This window comes from Terrabacter sp. NPDC080008 (assembly GCF_040702505.1).
Taxonomy (GTDB): Bacteria; Actinomycetota; Actinomycetes; order Actinomycetales; family Dermatophilaceae; genus Terrabacter.
The window spans coordinates 1,069,867-1,083,192 of record NZ_JBFBLC010000001.1 but is presented as its reverse complement, the minus strand read 5'-3'; the positions used below and the strand labels follow the sequence as shown (position 1 = coordinate 1,083,192).

The following is a 13,326-nucleotide window of genomic DNA, read 5'->3' as shown; positions in this document are numbered from 1 at the left end:
CCGGTTGGATTCCTTGTAGTGCGGGCTGCGAACCGTCAGTTGGCTCGTGCCATTGCGGCGGATCGCACGGCCTCGGCGGCTTGATCCAGCTGCAGGTAGCCGCGGCCGACGTAAACGAAGCTCGACACGAGCTCGAATCCCTCAGGAGCCGTCTCGTCGAGGACCTCTCGGATGTCTGCCTGAGGATCGAGCGCCGCGGTCCGCGCCCGGAAGAGTCGTCGCGCACGCCGGATCTGTCCGAACGTCACGGAGTAGCGGCGCGATTTCGTGATCGGGTGGCCGCGGTAGCCCAAGGTTGAGTAGCGGTCGGCGATCCGGGCGTACTCCTCGCCCTCACGGCTCAGCGCCTCTGCCCCCTGGATGATCCGCACCACATGAGGCGTGGCGCCGAGCAGACGAGCGTGCACGGCTGACCCGACCGTGCTGGGCAGACCGAAGTCCTCGGTCGTCTTTGTCAGGTACTTGGCCAGGTATGCGGCCACCTGTTCGGGGTGGACCCGGCTGCTTCGGCGCCCCGAGTCGCGACCCGCCCCGTCGCTGATCGTTCGTGCGTCGGCCTGCGCGCCCCAGCGGAGCCGATAGGACGTGCCGTCACGGAGTGGAGCCGAGTCGAGGTGGACCCCGGCTGCGGATGCCGCGACAGATGCCTCGAGATCAGCAACGGTCAGCGGCAGCGAGCAGGCTGGTCCGTCGGGACCGGCGGGGCCGTCGAGCCGAATCGGCGCATGGACGTGGACGAGGCCCCGCGCCTGAAACTCGACGACCTTCGAGTACGAGATCCGGCAGGCCTTGCGGAAATGCGTGATCTTGAGACCGGCGCGTTTCGCAAGGTCCCGTTGCAGCGCGATGGTGAAGCGCCGCCACAGCTCGGGCGCGTGCCACTGCCACAACACGTGCCCCAGGTAGTCGTAGCACTCCCAGCACAGGGCCTGACCGACTTGCCGGTCATCGAGTGCGTGACGCTTGCGGCACCACTGGGGACGTCCATGCGCGCACACGGGGCTGTCACGCCTCGCCCGGCAGGGGCCCTTGTCCCGGACCCCATGCACGGCCCCGAACGATGGAGCAGTGAGCGTCACGAAGGTGCAGGGTCGGTCCGCGACCGACTCAGGCACACCCTTTCCGCCCGCGAGGCCGCACATGAGTAGGTGCCAGGCATCGCCCTTGTACTCACGACTGCAGGTCGGGCACACGCTGGCCCGACGGTTGTTGCACCTGACGTACGTGTGTCCGTCGAGCTCTCCGGCGGAGCTGTAAAGGGTCTGGACCTCGCCGGTGACGGTGTTCACCAGCTGCTTCGAGCCTTGCAGGCGCACCGGCCGCGCACAGCCAGAAGCGCGCCGTTCGGCGGACTCGAGACCGGCTGAGCCTAGGAGCGAGTCAGATGGTCCCGAGTCGCGACGTGTCGCCATCATCCTCGCCCCTCGACATCGAGCGCTCGTGAGTAACCTGCTCAGGCAGCGGCGTCATCAGGCCACTCCCTGCTGATCAAGCTCGGTGCGGCGACGCAGGCCGATGGCGAGCACGTCCCCGAGCGCCTGACCTCGCATGAGGCGGCTCTCAAGTGGCCGACGCTGGCTGGGGGTGAGTCCGCCGCTGATGCCGTACTCCTCGCGGAACACCAGAGCGGAGGCGAGGCACATCGCTCGGACCGGGCACTGACGGCAGAGCGAGATGGCACGCCGAGCCGACGAGGTGTCGGACTCCTGGAACCACAGCTCGGGGTCGACGCTCGAGCAGATCGCATCGCGCATCCACGTCGGCTCGAGGAGCGACTGCAGACTCGGCCCACGCTTCGTGTTCAGGCACTTGATCGGCTGGCCGTAGTCACGCAACCAGTTGCCGGGAGTCGCCTGAGCCCGGACGTACGCCATGGGTTGGCGGCGCTGCGTCGTGGCTCGCACACTCATGACGCCTCCAAGGTGTTGGTCGGCGGGTAATAGCCCTGCCGGCTGATGTCGATCTGGGCGAAGTCGAGCACCTCACCAAGACGACTTGCGTGTCCGGCCGCGACGCGCATGCTGTCCATGGCGTAGGCGACGCTCTCCTCGGGGTTGCCGCCGTCCTCCTCGAAGACCGCGTAGACCGCCAACGAGGAGGCCAGGGAACGTGCAAGCTGGCGAAGCGCTTGCTCGAGGCCGTAGCCGAGGCACTTGAGATCGCCAAGGACCTCGAACATCTGTGGCGCCGGAATCGCGGGCGATCCCACTGTCAGATGGTTTATGCCACGGATGGCTTCGGTCGCGGCACGGGCGAGCTCGCGCTCCTCGGCGCCTGCCGGCCCTGTCGGCTGTTGCATGTCGTTCGTGGTCATGAGGGGCCTCCTTCAGGAGTGGGCCGCATCGTCGCCGGCAGGTCTGCCGTGGTCAGAACGGGCTCACCAGTTTTGTGGGTGTTGGTCCGGTTCGCCCGTTGAGTAGTGACGCCGTCCACCAGGCGAGCGATGGCCCGGTCGTCGAGGTATGCGGCGCGGACGCGAAGGATCTCCCGCGTGCCGTCGGTGCGGACGTACGCGACCCCAGGAGTCAGCTCGCTGATCTCGTCGGCTCGCGCGCCGTCGTCGCGGGCGGAGTCGCCCAGGACCATGGCGACCTGGATGGGGTTGTCCAACCGCATGGCAACCCGCGTTGGGAAGAGGTCTCGCCACCCGACGATGTCCTTGCCTGGGTCCTGCACGGCAGCGACAACGGTGATCCCACAGGCCCTGCCCTGCGTCAGGAGCAGCCCGAGGGCCGTGTCGATGCGCCGGGTCACTGAGCGGTCCGCAAACGCCGTTAGGGTCGCCAGCTCGTCCAGGATCGCGATGATGTGCGGCGACTCCGCGGTCCGCTGGTGGAGTCGGGCACCGGAGTCCGCCAGATCCTTCGAGCGGGCGTCCTTGACCTCGACCAGGTCCTCGAGGAGACGACACATGTCCTCGGGCGAAGCGTCCTCGTAGCGGCTGAACAGCGCGCGGCCGGGACGAAGTTCCATCCCGCCCTTCGGGTCGACAGCCCAGATCTGGACGTCCCCACTCGCCAGACCGCGAGAGACTCCTTGCAGAAGAGACCACAGGACCGAGCTCTTTCCGGCACCCGTAGCGCCCGCGACCAGGAGATGTGTGCCGGCCAGCTTCAGCTGCCACCCCGTCCCGTCCTCGCACGATCCGACCGGTATCGCGGCCAGGTCGACGAGGCCCAACGAGGGCAACGGGTCAACTACACCGCGAAGCGTGTCTCTGCGTGCCAGTTCGAGCCAGCAGCGCCCGGGGCGATCCGCCCGAACCCGTGCATGAAGACACCCGGTGGCGTGGGCGATCGCCTCCGCGCGGGCGGCGACGTCGGCCGGGACTAACCCAGTGGGCAGACGCAACAGCAGTCGGTCCGTGCCATGACCCGTGGCGCGGACCCTGAGGACCCGGACGGATCCATCGGTAGACCGGCGCCCACCCACACGTCCGCCGTGCCCGCACTGCTCCGCATAAACGACGAGATCCACGCCCCGAGCAATGCGTGGCCAACGGACTCGGTAGTAGGCGGAACGGATCACCGTCTGCATGCCCACCGCGACATACCGTCTGTAGCTGGTCGGGTGCCAGAGGCGCCAGATGGCGAGGGCAAGGGTGATCGCGACAAGACCAAGGGACAAGCTGCGCCACCCGAAGAAGAGCAACCATGCAATGGCCACGAGGGCGGCGCCGGCCTGGAGCGGGAAACGAACCAAGGCCGTCAGCGTGGCCACGACCGCGCGCACGACGCCCCAGACGCTCCAAAGGATCGCCTCTAGCGCGATGGCAGGAATGTCGTCGCTGCCGAGCAGTCCCTCCTGCCGGTTGCGATCACGGGGGCTCATCGACGTACCTCTCTGACGAGCGCGCGACGAGATACGCCGATCTCCATCACAATGGAGCTCATGGCGTCGGAGAGCCGGCGGCATACGTTTTGAAGCTCCTCATTGGGCGCACCCCTTAGGCGTCTGGCGAACCGTGCGTAATCCGCCGCTGCATCGATCGCATCTCGCTGGAGAGCGCTCATCGCCTCCTCGAGGGCCGAGTTCGACACGTCGAGGAAGCTGCTCCACTCCGGAACCGTGCCAAGGTCCCGGACAGTCACGCCGAACCTCGGCTGATCTGCCGGATGGCAATCTGCAGGCATTCGACCGCTTGTGTCATCGACCGCCTGGCGGACCGGATCGACAGGAGCAGCTCGTCGTCGGGTGCATCTCTGAACGCTGCGTAGAGGGCACGGAGCTCCTCCTCCATGTCCTGCAGGCGGCGCAGACGCTGCTGAAGAGCACGATCGACGAAACTGTGGTGGACGCCGAACGCTTCGGCCCATGCAGTGGAGTCAGCCGTGTACATCCCACGTCACCGGCCTACGCGGCCTTGTTCGGCGGGGTGGCCGTCTGCGATGACTGGCTGTCGGTTGCCTTGCTCGCTGCCGACTTGCCCGGTGCGGACATGCCATCTGCACGCAGGGACCAGGCGGCCTGAGCGGCGCAGCGGTGTGACCGACCATCCTCGGGAGGCCGGCACTTCGACGAATCCACCCACAGGGTGGCGGTCAGGTTCTCGAACACGACACTCGTGAACGGGGATGTGCCGTCGCCGGCCGGCGGAACCGGTTGGACCTTGGCGAGCATCTTGACCGACACAGTTCGGTCCTTCTTCCGTGCTTCGGGGTCCGCGTCTATGACGTCGATCGACCACATGGGCAGGCCTGTGTCAGCGTCGATCTGCTGGACGCGGTTCTCTCTTGTGGAGCGGTCGAAGTCGATGACCGGAACGACCTCCGAAACGATGTACGCGCCGTGCGGGAACACCTCGTCGTGCCCGAGCTTGAGCTTGCGTGCGACTGCCATCTCGATCTCCTCGAACTGGCAGCGATGCCCTATGCATCACTGCATAGGACAATGCTATGCACATGTGCATGAATCGCAACAAGAGGCGCGCGCACCTGCGTGTCGGACCGAAGCGACGCCCGCGTCGACACCGTTAGGGACAGAGCGGACCCGTACACGCAAGCCGCGTACGAGCAGCGGAGGGAACCCTCGGGGTCTGCCGTCATTGTCAGCAATTTCCGGACAAGACCGTTCCGCCGTGTGCACAGTTGACGCCATGCCGCTCACTGCGCTCCACGCGACCGCAGGCGCCCTTGACCTGACCGCGCCGGGTGTAGGCGCGATCCCTTGGGAACAGATCCATCGGGCTCGCCCGCGCGCTCCGCTGACATGCCGCGAGTGCGGTCACGGGCTCCACGCGAAGGTGTCTCCTCTGGGCGCGCGCTTTTTCGCGCATGACGCCGGAGCGCCGGCTTGTTCGCTGACCGGCGAGACAATGTCTCATCGCATGTTGAAGATGGAGCTTGCCACTGCGATTCGCTCAGCCGGGTGGCATGCCGAACTCGAAGCCCCGGGCACGGGGTGGCGAGCCGATGTCTTGGCGACAAGTCCGGACGGCCAAAAGCGGATGGCTTGGGAAGCGCAACTGGCGTCGACCACCGCTCAAGATTTGACCAAGCGCACCGCGACAATGGCGGTCGAAGGCGTCGACGTGTGCTGGGTCAGCGACAAGAACACTCCATGGATGGGGCAAGTGCCATCGATACAAGTGCAGAGTCCGGGCGAAAGCGAGCACGCGACGAACAGCGGCCTAGCTGTGATTGCTGGTCCTGCAGTGTTCGATCCGCTTTGGTGCGAACGCGCCCGTCGCTGCGACCGAGCCAATGCGCCATATGGGCGACCTCCCGGACCATGCGCCGGGCACGGCCATTGGACGGGGCTTGGAGACCCGATGGATTTGCATTGTTTCGTTCAGCACGTCCTTGGAGGAGCCGTGAAGGCGGTTCGAAGCTCGACAGCCTTGCACCTAGGGTTCGACCGTCACAACGCCGGTCCATACGTGTGGACCACCCACCCCCACTGGGCTGCCGAGCAAAAGCAACTTCAGGCCCAGGCGGCAAGGGATGCATGGGTCGCCGACCGCGGACCCCATTGGGACGCCATCCCGTCACAACGCGCCCTGCACGAGGCCGCCAAAGCCGCACTTCTGGCTCGACAGGCTGCCCTTCGTCCACTAGCGGTCGAGTTTGTCGCCACACAAGCCGGCGGCCCTGTCGGCGTTCGTGACCCCGACCCGGATTGGGCCATGGGGACACCCCTGTACGTGCATGATCTCGCCCAAGCCGTCATCAGTCCCGTTGCGAGCCGGATCAACGACGAGATTAAGCAGCGCCTGGCGTCGGTCACTGTCATCGTTGCCAGCACGAAGGAGCGAAATCGCCTCGCCAGGGTCTGCGCTGCTGAGCAACGATTTGAGGAGTTCGAGGTAGAGACGGCTAAACCGCTGAAGCCCCCAAGCGGGGTGACACTTCAGCGGGCGTTAGACCACCTCTACCCACGCTACTGACGACCGGCTCCCGAGTGCACGCCGCGACATGTGTGAACTCGAAAGCCACCCGGAAACCGTGCTTCCACATTTCCTTTCTAAACCGGCGCGACATCGTGATTGAGAAAATCGAGGATTCGAGTCCACAGCTGCGTGAAGGCCTCTGGCGCCAGCACCTCCGAAGCGAATGCCGCGCCCACGACCCTTCCCTTGCGCGCCCCAGTCACCTGCCGCACTTCTTTGTAAGCGCCCGCATTCACCCTCTCGAGGAAGGCTTCGATCTCGCCGCTCTTGCTCCCGTCGTCGCCGAAGTGGTCCGCGAGCGTGAAGACTCCGGACTGCTCCCACGCGTCCCGCACGTCCCCTAGAGTCTTGCCGCCAATAGGTACGTTCACACCTCTTTCCGCCAGGCCTCGGGCGGGGCGGCTGTCCGGGTTCAGCGCCGGGCCGTCCGCCAAGATGGCAAACGGAATTTGAAGCGCTTGGAGGAGCCCCGCATGGGCGGGGAAGTTTGTTGCGCCATCGACGGACAACAGTGCGATATTTGCGCTGTCCCGGGGAGGCAGTTCTCGTCCGTTCACACGGAGCGGCTGCGAGGTCCAGCCTTCAATGAGACCAAGATCCGTGTCGCCTTCGACGAGCACGACCCCTGCAGCAAACAGAACGGCACGGATCGTACTGCTCGCCATGAGGGTACGGGCACTCCTGTCGTTCGCCAGCTGTTGGCCGAGCCGGTCCACATGCACGCCATGAGCGCGCCGACTCAAACGCACGATGCCCGCTAGATCTTGAGCGTCCCTCGCGGGGACCATGTCGGGACTGTGCGTGACCAGCACGACCTGACCGGGCGCGGCCGTATCGCGCAGAACACCGTGCAGGCGACGTTGCGCAGTCGGTGACAGGTGAACCGCGGGCTCGTCCAGGAGAAGGACATCTCTCTGTTGCGCCAGCAGGTGAGACAAGTACAGCGCCTCCGAGTCACCGGCGCCGCTGCGCTGTAAGGGAATATCGTAGGAGCGCATGCTTGGCGCAGTACCGCGAGAGGAGCCCCCAGCCCCCAGGCCCTCATTGGGCGCCTTGGCTGCCGCGCTTTCTACGGTCCGGGTCAGGACCGCGGTGACAAGGAATCGAGGTCCGTCAGCGTCCTCACGTCCGGGCGCCAGATTCTCCGCGACACAATCGACGTGCTGTCCGGTCAACTGCTCGAAGATCTCTTGTATGCGGGCAAAGAGCGCCCGCTCGGCGGCACCACCGTTCTTGAGCCGGTGCAACTCAGCAGCGAGCATCGAGCCATCATGACGACCGGACTCCGTGTGCAGCTCGGCCGCGGTGAATTCGCCTCGCGGGGCAGAGCGATGGTTCGGAGTGACCACGACACCACGCGAAAGGGCACTCCAGAGGAGGGTGCCAAATCGGATCGAGTGGGTGTTGCCGTCATAGGGGAGACCCAACGCTGAGGCCAGTGCGCGAACATCAGAGGGCCAGGTCGGCATCCTGTAAAGGTCGATCACGAACGGGTAGCTACCCTGCGTTAGAACAGTGCTCAGATCCAGCGGGACCGAGCCGCGCCTAACTCGCTCGATGCGGTCGTCAAGAGTTGAAGTTGCGGTGAGCTGGCCTTGGAGTTTTTGGGAAGGGGGCTCATGCGTTGCGGGGCCAGGCGTGAGATGGTCACTGAACGCCCCAAGGAGCCGAATGTGCCCGTGCTCCCTACCCGAGTCGAACTCCCACGCTACAGTCCACGCTTCTCGGACAGTCCCGTCGTAGCTAACGACGATCTCACCCTTCGTCAATGCGATCGCGGGATCTGACCCTAGAGCCCCTGCCACGGCGTCGAGAAGGAGCTGCTCGTTGCCCTCCGGGTTGAGCAGACTCGTCCACGCACCCACCAGAAACTGGTCTAGTATCGCTCGCTCTTTAGGTTCGTCGAAAGTAAGTCCTACTCGGACCTGGAAGCGCTCAGACCCGTGATGACCGGAGGTGGCCCAACGGGAGGTGAGCAGTCGAGAGTCACCGCCCGCACCCACTGCCACCGCATCCATGACGAGCGAGACCGCCGCCAGCACCGTGGACTTGCCGACGTTGTTCTGGCCGGTGATGACGGTTCGCTTCTCGTCCAACTCGAGGTCGAGCTCGTCGAGCGCTAGAAAGTCGCGGGTACGGATCGTCGTCAGGCGCATGAAGCCATTCTCTCGGAGCAGTCGGACAATCGCCTACCAGTCACGGCGTCGAGACGGAACCGCTGTGAGTTCTGCGGTCATACATATACCGCCCGACAGATCCAGTGCACATCATTGCGTCGTGCCATGCACTCGCTGAACCTGACCGGCCTGACCTACCCGGGTCCGTCGAGCGACTCGTATCCGGCACCTCGAGGAGTTGCACCAAACCGCAAAACCAGCAGGAGCGCGCTGGCTCCGGCAAGGACGCTGGCCGTCAGTAAGTTGCCAGACAGGCCCTGGGCATCCGCGATCAACCCTCCTACGATTGCCCCCAAAGCCGCAGCACCGATGCCTGCGACCCGAGTCGTAGCGCTTACCCGGCCTAGCAATGCATCGGGCGTGAGCCGCTGACGAGCAGTGCCACCCAAGACCGTCACGGCCATGGATGCCGCCCCGACAAGGGCGAGGGAGATGCCGGCGAACCATCCATTCGGCGCGACGAAGACAAGCAACCAACCGCAACCCTGAACCAACAGTCCCGCGGCGTAGATCGACCGTGCCGTGAATTGCCGACGTAATTTCGGCACCAGGTAGCCGGAGACGATTCCGCCTGCAGCGGACGCCGCCAAGAGCGCACCAAACCACGCCTCAGGTACGTGCAGACGGTCACGGGCGAACAGGACCAGAGTTGAGAAGGCGACGTTGTAGATGAAGTTGAACGTGGCCATGCCGATCGTGAGTCGGCGAAGTTCCCCATGGCGCACGAGATAGCGGAGCCCTTCTCGCGCAGAGCGGAGCACCGGAGGATGCGCGACTGCATGCGTAGCCGGCGCCATCTGCCCGAGCCCGACTAGTAGTCCAGCGGAGACCAGGAACGCGACTGCATTGCCGAAGAACGGAATGGAGGCGCCCAATGCGAAGAGGGCTGCGCCGAGCGGTGGACCGATGAGGCTTCGACCCAGTAGGTCCAGAGACCAGATTCGTCCGTTCGCAGTCGCGAGCCGCTGCTGGTCGCGGCCCACGACAAGCGGCAGTGCTGCTTGGGCTGCAGGGTCAAAGAAGCAGCCGGCGACGCCCAGAAGGAAGACGCTGGTCACCAGGATCCAGAGCTGAGCAACTCCGGTCAGGATTGCCACCGCCAAGGCGCCAACGATCACGGCTCGCGACAGGTCCGCGACCACCATGGTGATTCGCCGGGGCCAGCGATCCACGAGCGCGCCCGCGGGAAGGCCTACGACCAGCCATGCGGCATAGGTGGCGGCGACGGTCAACGAGACTTGGAAGGGATCGCTGGTCAGACGTGCCGCGAGGAGCGGCACAGCCGCGAGCACCATGCCCTGGCCTGCGATGGAGACGCCGGTGGAGGCCAGCAGCCGATTGAGACCTCGCCCTGGCGAAGCATCGACCGGCTGCTGGTCTTCCATGGCTTCGGTCATCCGGACGTCTTCAGGGCGTCGTAGTCGAACTGCCCTTCGACAACTCCACCGATGAACGCGCGCCATTCCGCTTCGGTGAACTCGAGGATCGGACCGCGGCCGTGAGCCTTGGTGTCCCGGACTCCGATGAGACCTGCGGACTGCGCGACCTCGACGCAGGCGCCTGTGTCGCTGTGCACGGACTTTCGCCAGACCGCAATGCTCCAGTCGGGTTCCATGACTTCCCCTTTCATTGGGTCACGACGCCCAGTGGCGCCGTGCGTCCTCGATGGCCATGCGTGAATCCGCGGCGTCGAGAGCGTCCTTGTGTAGCCCCCGGAAAAGCTTTTGGTATGCCGTGATGTCGCGTTCAGCGGACAGGTACAGATCGGCGGTCTGGGCCTCGCAGAGGACAACCGGTGCTCCCTGCCTGAAGTCATAGAGCACAAAGGACCCAACCGCGAACGTAGGAACTGCTCCCCCGAGCTTGAGCACGCGCACGTCGGCGTAGCCGGCTTCGAGCACGTCGAGCAGGTGCGACATCTGGTCGACCATGTCCGCCGCCGTGGACCGCGGAGAACGAAGAAGCACAGACTCGTCCAGCACCGCCTCGTAGCGAACGCCGCGACGCCCCGCCAAGAGCCGTTGCCGCTCGAGCCGTGCAGGCACGACCATGTCGGCGTCCAGGCCCGCTGCCTGACAGACGGCCGTGGCATACGGGGCGGTCTGCAGCAGTCCAGGGATCCAAGCCGTCTGGTATTGCCTCAGCCGCTTGACGCGGGTCTCCACGGCCTTGACCGCTGCCTGTCGCCGTGGAGCTCCCCCCGCACTGACCACCCAGGCACCCTCGAGACCGCTGCTCCGAGCCACTGAACCGAGGATCTCGGCCCGAACCTCCTCGGCGACACCGTAGTAGGCAAGCAGCTCAGCGACCTCGCTGACAGACGCCCCGAAGCGGCCAGTTTCCACTCGGGAGATCTTTGACTGGGACCACCCGAGGTCACGGGCAACAGCCGATCCCGAGATGCCCGCTGCCTCCCGGATCCGTCGCAGCTCGAACCCAACGTCTGCCATCTCATCCTTCCATGCACTCATGAATAGGATGACGATATAGACCCTCAGCGTAGGTGTACGAAGGGCCGCGCCGGACGACCTACCGAGGTGCGCTAGTGGTCTCATTCCACCCACAGGCCCTCGGCTGGCAGGTGACCCACCGTCCGGTCCGCCGCCGTGTAGCTGCTCTGATGCCACCGGTACCACTGGGACTCGGCCACCACTGCGACCGCCAGCGTGCCGTCACTACTCATCATGGGTCCCGAGACGGCGCGTAGATCGACGTCATACCTGCCATCTCCCAAGGCGCGTACGACTCGCGCGCCGATGAGATGGGGCCGTCCTGCCACAGGATGCAACGGCTCGAGGTGCGGTGCGTTTTGGTCTTCGAGCACTGGTCGAAGCCATGACTCGTCGGTTGCGACTCGTGATCGAGGGACATGCACCAGCTCTTCCACCCAGACGCGGGAGATGTCCACCCAAACCGCCTCTTCGCTGCGCGCCAGGTAGTGCTCGCGCTCATCCACCAGTTGCACTCCCGGCTGCTTGAGGCCCGGGACGTCCCTGAGCTCCGAAGACCCGATTCGCAGATCGGTGCGCCAACCGTGCGCAGCCAACTGCTCGCCCTGGAACGTCGTCATCAGGAACCGTGCCCTCGCATTGACAGGAACGGCATCCCCCGGACGAAGACGCCGGACCAATGTCGCTGGCACGCCATTCGTCAGGTCCTGGGACTGGTCGTCGTCCCACCCGAACGCCCCGACGAGGGCTCCAAAGCGTCGGTCGACATCTCCGGGCGTCAGCTCATCCACCGTTGACCACCATCCGACCCGAAGGACCGGCCACGCCGACGCGACCTACGAAAGCCACCTCGCGCTTGTAGTAGTCGATGGTCATGAAGTCATGCACGACCTCGACAGTCAAACCCGGCCTAGGGGCCTGCACGATGCCTCCTTGGCCGTCGTACATCGCCACGTGGTGGAAGTAGTCAGGGGGATCGCCAGCTGCGTGCAGAAACACCAGGTCGCCGGCCTGCCAGACCTTGGGGTCAAGAGGCAATCGCTGAACCGCGGTGGCCTGCGCGCTGGCAACACGCGGCAGATCCACGCCCGCCCGATGCCACGCGTACTGCATCAATGACGAGCAGTCGAACCCGAGGACGCCTGCACCAGCCCCGAATCCGTTGGTCGGTCCGCCAGGACCACCGCCGCCCCAGGCGTAAGGCACCCCTACCTGGGTGAGCGCGGCCGCCACGGCCTTTCCCCCCGCACTACCGTCGCCTAAGAAGGCGGCGTTGGCGTAACACGCTGCGGAGAGCACCGTCGGGCTCGCAACAACCCGAGTCGCAAGCGACTGCCACTTCGCGTATGCGTTCGGGAACGCGCTGCGCTGCACGGCCTGTGCGGCATCCGTGACTGACATCCGCTCGAAGCCGGCGATGTCGACCAGCCCTGGCTGTCCCTGCTCCCCTCCGAGGTAGAACATCCGTGCTGACTTGGCCGGATCCAATCTGTCCGCAGCGCTACCCCACGCCGTGCGTTGCTGGAAGAGGCCCACGCTGTCGCGGTCCCCGTACGGGATGTTCATGAGGTTGGACTCCTGCATCGCCGTGGCCACCGCGACGACCCAGCCGTACGAAGGCACGTGGAGCTCGCGTCCCACGGCGACGATCGTCTTCGCATTGGCAGCTTGTTCCGCGGTGAGCCCCTTCGGTCGTCCTCCTGCGCTCACGCCCTCCACCGCCGCACCCGGGCAGCCCCCTCCCGTGGACGGAACTTCCTGACTGCCCGAACCGCCCACCAGCGCGAGCAACAGCGCCACCGCCAGGCCGGCGACCACCGCGAGAGGGAGAACGGCGATGAGCAGCCGGCGGATCCGGCGCCACAGCAGCGCCCGACCTGCGATGACGAGAGGAGCGACCATGTCAGCCTGCCGCCGCCGAGGGCGTCAGCGAGGGCGTCGGCGCACCCGGGACGTCGCCCGCGGGCTCGATGTCACCGACAACGCACGACGATCCCCGCTTCTGCGTCGACGCGTCGACCCGGCCCCCATCCGTTGCGAATCGAAGAGCGTGGGCACCTGACTCGGTCACGACGCCTACCGGCCTTCCGGTGACCCTGCGCGCGGGAACACGGGCGGGGTCAGTACGGCTCAGCTGGGCCAAGAGATCAGGCGACGCGAAGGGGCGCATACCCCTGAGCCACTCCTCGGCGGGCAGGTTCGTCCGAACCCAGGCGTTCATGAACGAAGTGGCGACGTCCTCGCACGGGGCACCGGCCTCGGCTGCGCCAGTAGACGAGTGGCTCGCCTGGGGAGTCGGGACAACCGCGGC

Annotated in this window: 14 protein-coding genes; 1 reads left to right on the top strand and 13 read right to left on the bottom strand. The window is 65.7% G+C overall.

Features of this window, described 5'->3' with window-relative positions:
* Nucleotides 1-35: 35 nt before the first annotated feature.
* The 7 genes from AB0316_RS05035 to AB0316_RS05005 are packed head-to-tail and all read right to left on the bottom strand — an operon-like array spanning nt 36 to nt 4,839.
* Nucleotides 36-1,412 carry a replication initiator gene (locus tag AB0316_RS05035; RefSeq protein WP_366271297.1) on the bottom strand — a complete coding sequence of 459 codons (1,377 nt, stop codon included), beginning with the start codon at nt 1,410-1,412 and terminating at the stop codon, nt 36-38.
* Between the two features lie 57 nt (nt 1,413-1,469).
* A complete protein-coding gene (locus AB0316_RS05030; RefSeq protein WP_366270992.1) occupies nt 1,470-1,910 on the bottom strand; it encodes a WhiB family transcriptional regulator in 441 nt (146 codons plus the stop codon).
* On the bottom strand, nt 1,907-2,314 hold the full coding sequence (locus AB0316_RS05025) for a hypothetical protein (protein WP_366270990.1): 408 nt from the start codon (nt 2,312-2,314) through the stop codon (nt 1,907-1,909). The genes AB0316_RS05030 and AB0316_RS05025 overlap by 4 nt, the downstream gene beginning before the upstream one ends.
* Nucleotides 2,311-3,831, bottom strand: a complete 1,521-nt coding sequence (locus AB0316_RS05020; RefSeq protein ID WP_366270988.1) for an FtsK/SpoIIIE domain-containing protein — start codon at nt 3,829-3,831, stop codon at nt 2,311-2,313. Before AB0316_RS05020 ends, AB0316_RS05025 begins: the two co-directional genes overlap by 4 nt.
* Nucleotides 3,828-4,091 carry a hypothetical protein gene (locus tag AB0316_RS05015; protein WP_366270985.1) on the bottom strand — a complete coding sequence of 88 codons (264 nt, stop codon included), beginning with the start codon at nt 4,089-4,091 and terminating at the stop codon, nt 3,828-3,830. The genes AB0316_RS05020 and AB0316_RS05015 overlap by 4 nt, the downstream gene beginning before the upstream one ends.
* A complete protein-coding gene (locus AB0316_RS05010; protein WP_366270983.1) occupies nt 4,088-4,339 on the bottom strand; it encodes a hypothetical protein in 252 nt (83 codons plus the stop codon). The genes AB0316_RS05015 and AB0316_RS05010 overlap by 4 nt, the downstream gene beginning before the upstream one ends.
* A 14-nt stretch (nt 4,340-4,353) precedes the next feature.
* Entirely contained in the window at nt 4,354-4,839 is a 486-nt protein-coding gene (locus AB0316_RS05005; RefSeq protein ID WP_366270981.1) for a plasmid replication, integration and excision activator, read from the bottom strand.
* Nucleotides 4,840-5,095: 256 nt separating this feature from the next.
* Here AB0316_RS05005 and AB0316_RS05000 point away from each other — a divergent pair, with 256 nt between their 5' ends.
* Nucleotides 5,096-6,385 carry a competence protein CoiA family protein gene (locus AB0316_RS05000; protein ID WP_366270979.1) on the top strand — a complete coding sequence of 430 codons (1,290 nt, stop codon included), beginning with the start codon at nt 5,096-5,098 and terminating at the stop codon, nt 6,383-6,385.
* Between the two features lie 77 nt (nt 6,386-6,462).
* Here the strand turns inward: AB0316_RS05000 and AB0316_RS04995 are convergent, their stop codons facing one another.
* From AB0316_RS04995 to AB0316_RS04970, 6 genes are all read right to left on the bottom strand, one after another.
* Nucleotides 6,463-8,544, bottom strand: coding sequence for an AAA family ATPase (locus AB0316_RS04995; protein WP_366270977.1), 2,082 nt, complete (start codon nt 8,542-8,544; stop codon nt 6,463-6,465).
* A 155-nt stretch (nt 8,545-8,699) separates the two neighbouring features.
* The gene (locus tag AB0316_RS04990; RefSeq protein WP_366270975.1) at nt 8,700-9,962 is read right to left on the bottom strand and encodes an MFS transporter; all 1,263 of its coding nucleotides are present in this window, start codon (nt 9,960-9,962) and stop codon (nt 8,700-8,702) included.
* Nucleotides 9,959-10,180, bottom strand: coding sequence for a DUF397 domain-containing protein (locus tag AB0316_RS04985; RefSeq protein WP_366270973.1), 222 nt, complete (start codon nt 10,178-10,180; stop codon nt 9,959-9,961). The genes AB0316_RS04990 and AB0316_RS04985 overlap by 4 nt, the downstream gene beginning before the upstream one ends.
* 19 nt (nt 10,181-10,199) lie before the next feature.
* The gene (locus AB0316_RS04980) at nt 10,200-11,036 is read right to left on the bottom strand and encodes a helix-turn-helix transcriptional regulator (RefSeq protein WP_366270971.1); all 837 of its coding nucleotides are present in this window, start codon (nt 11,034-11,036) and stop codon (nt 10,200-10,202) included.
* 80 nt (nt 11,037-11,116) lie between these two features.
* On the bottom strand, nt 11,117-11,806 hold the full coding sequence (locus tag AB0316_RS04975; RefSeq protein ID WP_366270969.1) for a hypothetical protein: 690 nt from the start codon (nt 11,804-11,806) through the stop codon (nt 11,117-11,119).
* Nucleotides 11,799-12,917, bottom strand: a complete 1,119-nt coding sequence (locus AB0316_RS04970; RefSeq protein ID WP_366270967.1) for an NlpC/P60 family protein — start codon at nt 12,915-12,917, stop codon at nt 11,799-11,801. Before AB0316_RS04970 ends, AB0316_RS04975 begins: the two co-directional genes overlap by 8 nt.
* Nucleotides 12,918-13,326 lie beyond the last annotated feature (409 nt).

Coding starts and splice junctions, on each gene's coding strand:
- AB0316_RS05025 (WP_366270990.1), bottom strand. CDS start 2,314: ATGACCACGAACGACATGCAACAGCCGACAGGGCCGGCAGGCGCCGAG.
- AB0316_RS05020 (WP_366270988.1), bottom strand. CDS start 3,831: ATGAGCCCCCGTGATCGCAACCGGCAGGAGGGACTGCTCGGCAGCGAC.
- AB0316_RS04970 (WP_366270967.1), bottom strand. CDS start 12,917: ATGGTCGCTCCTCTCGTCATCGCAGGTCGGGCGCTGCTGTGGCGCCGG.
- AB0316_RS05035 (WP_366271297.1), bottom strand. CDS start 1,412: ATGGCGACACGTCGCGACTCGGGACCATCTGACTCGCTCCTAGGCTCA.
- AB0316_RS04990 (WP_366270975.1), bottom strand. CDS start 9,962: ATGACCGAAGCCATGGAAGACCAGCAGCCGGTCGATGCTTCGCCAGGG.
- AB0316_RS04980 (WP_366270971.1), bottom strand. CDS start 11,036: ATGAGTGCATGGAAGGATGAGATGGCAGACGTTGGGTTCGAGCTGCGA.
- AB0316_RS05005 (WP_366270981.1), bottom strand. CDS start 4,839: ATGGCAGTCGCACGCAAGCTCAAGCTCGGGCACGACGAGGTGTTCCCG.
- AB0316_RS05000 (WP_366270979.1), top strand. CDS start 5,096: ATGCCGCTCACTGCGCTCCACGCGACCGCAGGCGCCCTTGACCTGACC.
- AB0316_RS05010 (WP_366270983.1), bottom strand. CDS start 4,339: ATGTACACGGCTGACTCCACTGCATGGGCCGAAGCGTTCGGCGTCCAC.
- AB0316_RS05030 (WP_366270992.1), bottom strand. CDS start 1,910: ATGAGTGTGCGAGCCACGACGCAGCGCCGCCAACCCATGGCGTACGTC.
- AB0316_RS04995 (WP_366270977.1), bottom strand. CDS start 8,544: ATGCGCCTGACGACGATCCGTACCCGCGACTTTCTAGCGCTCGACGAG.
- AB0316_RS04985 (WP_366270973.1), bottom strand. CDS start 10,180: ATGGAACCCGACTGGAGCATTGCGGTCTGGCGAAAGTCCGTGCACAGC.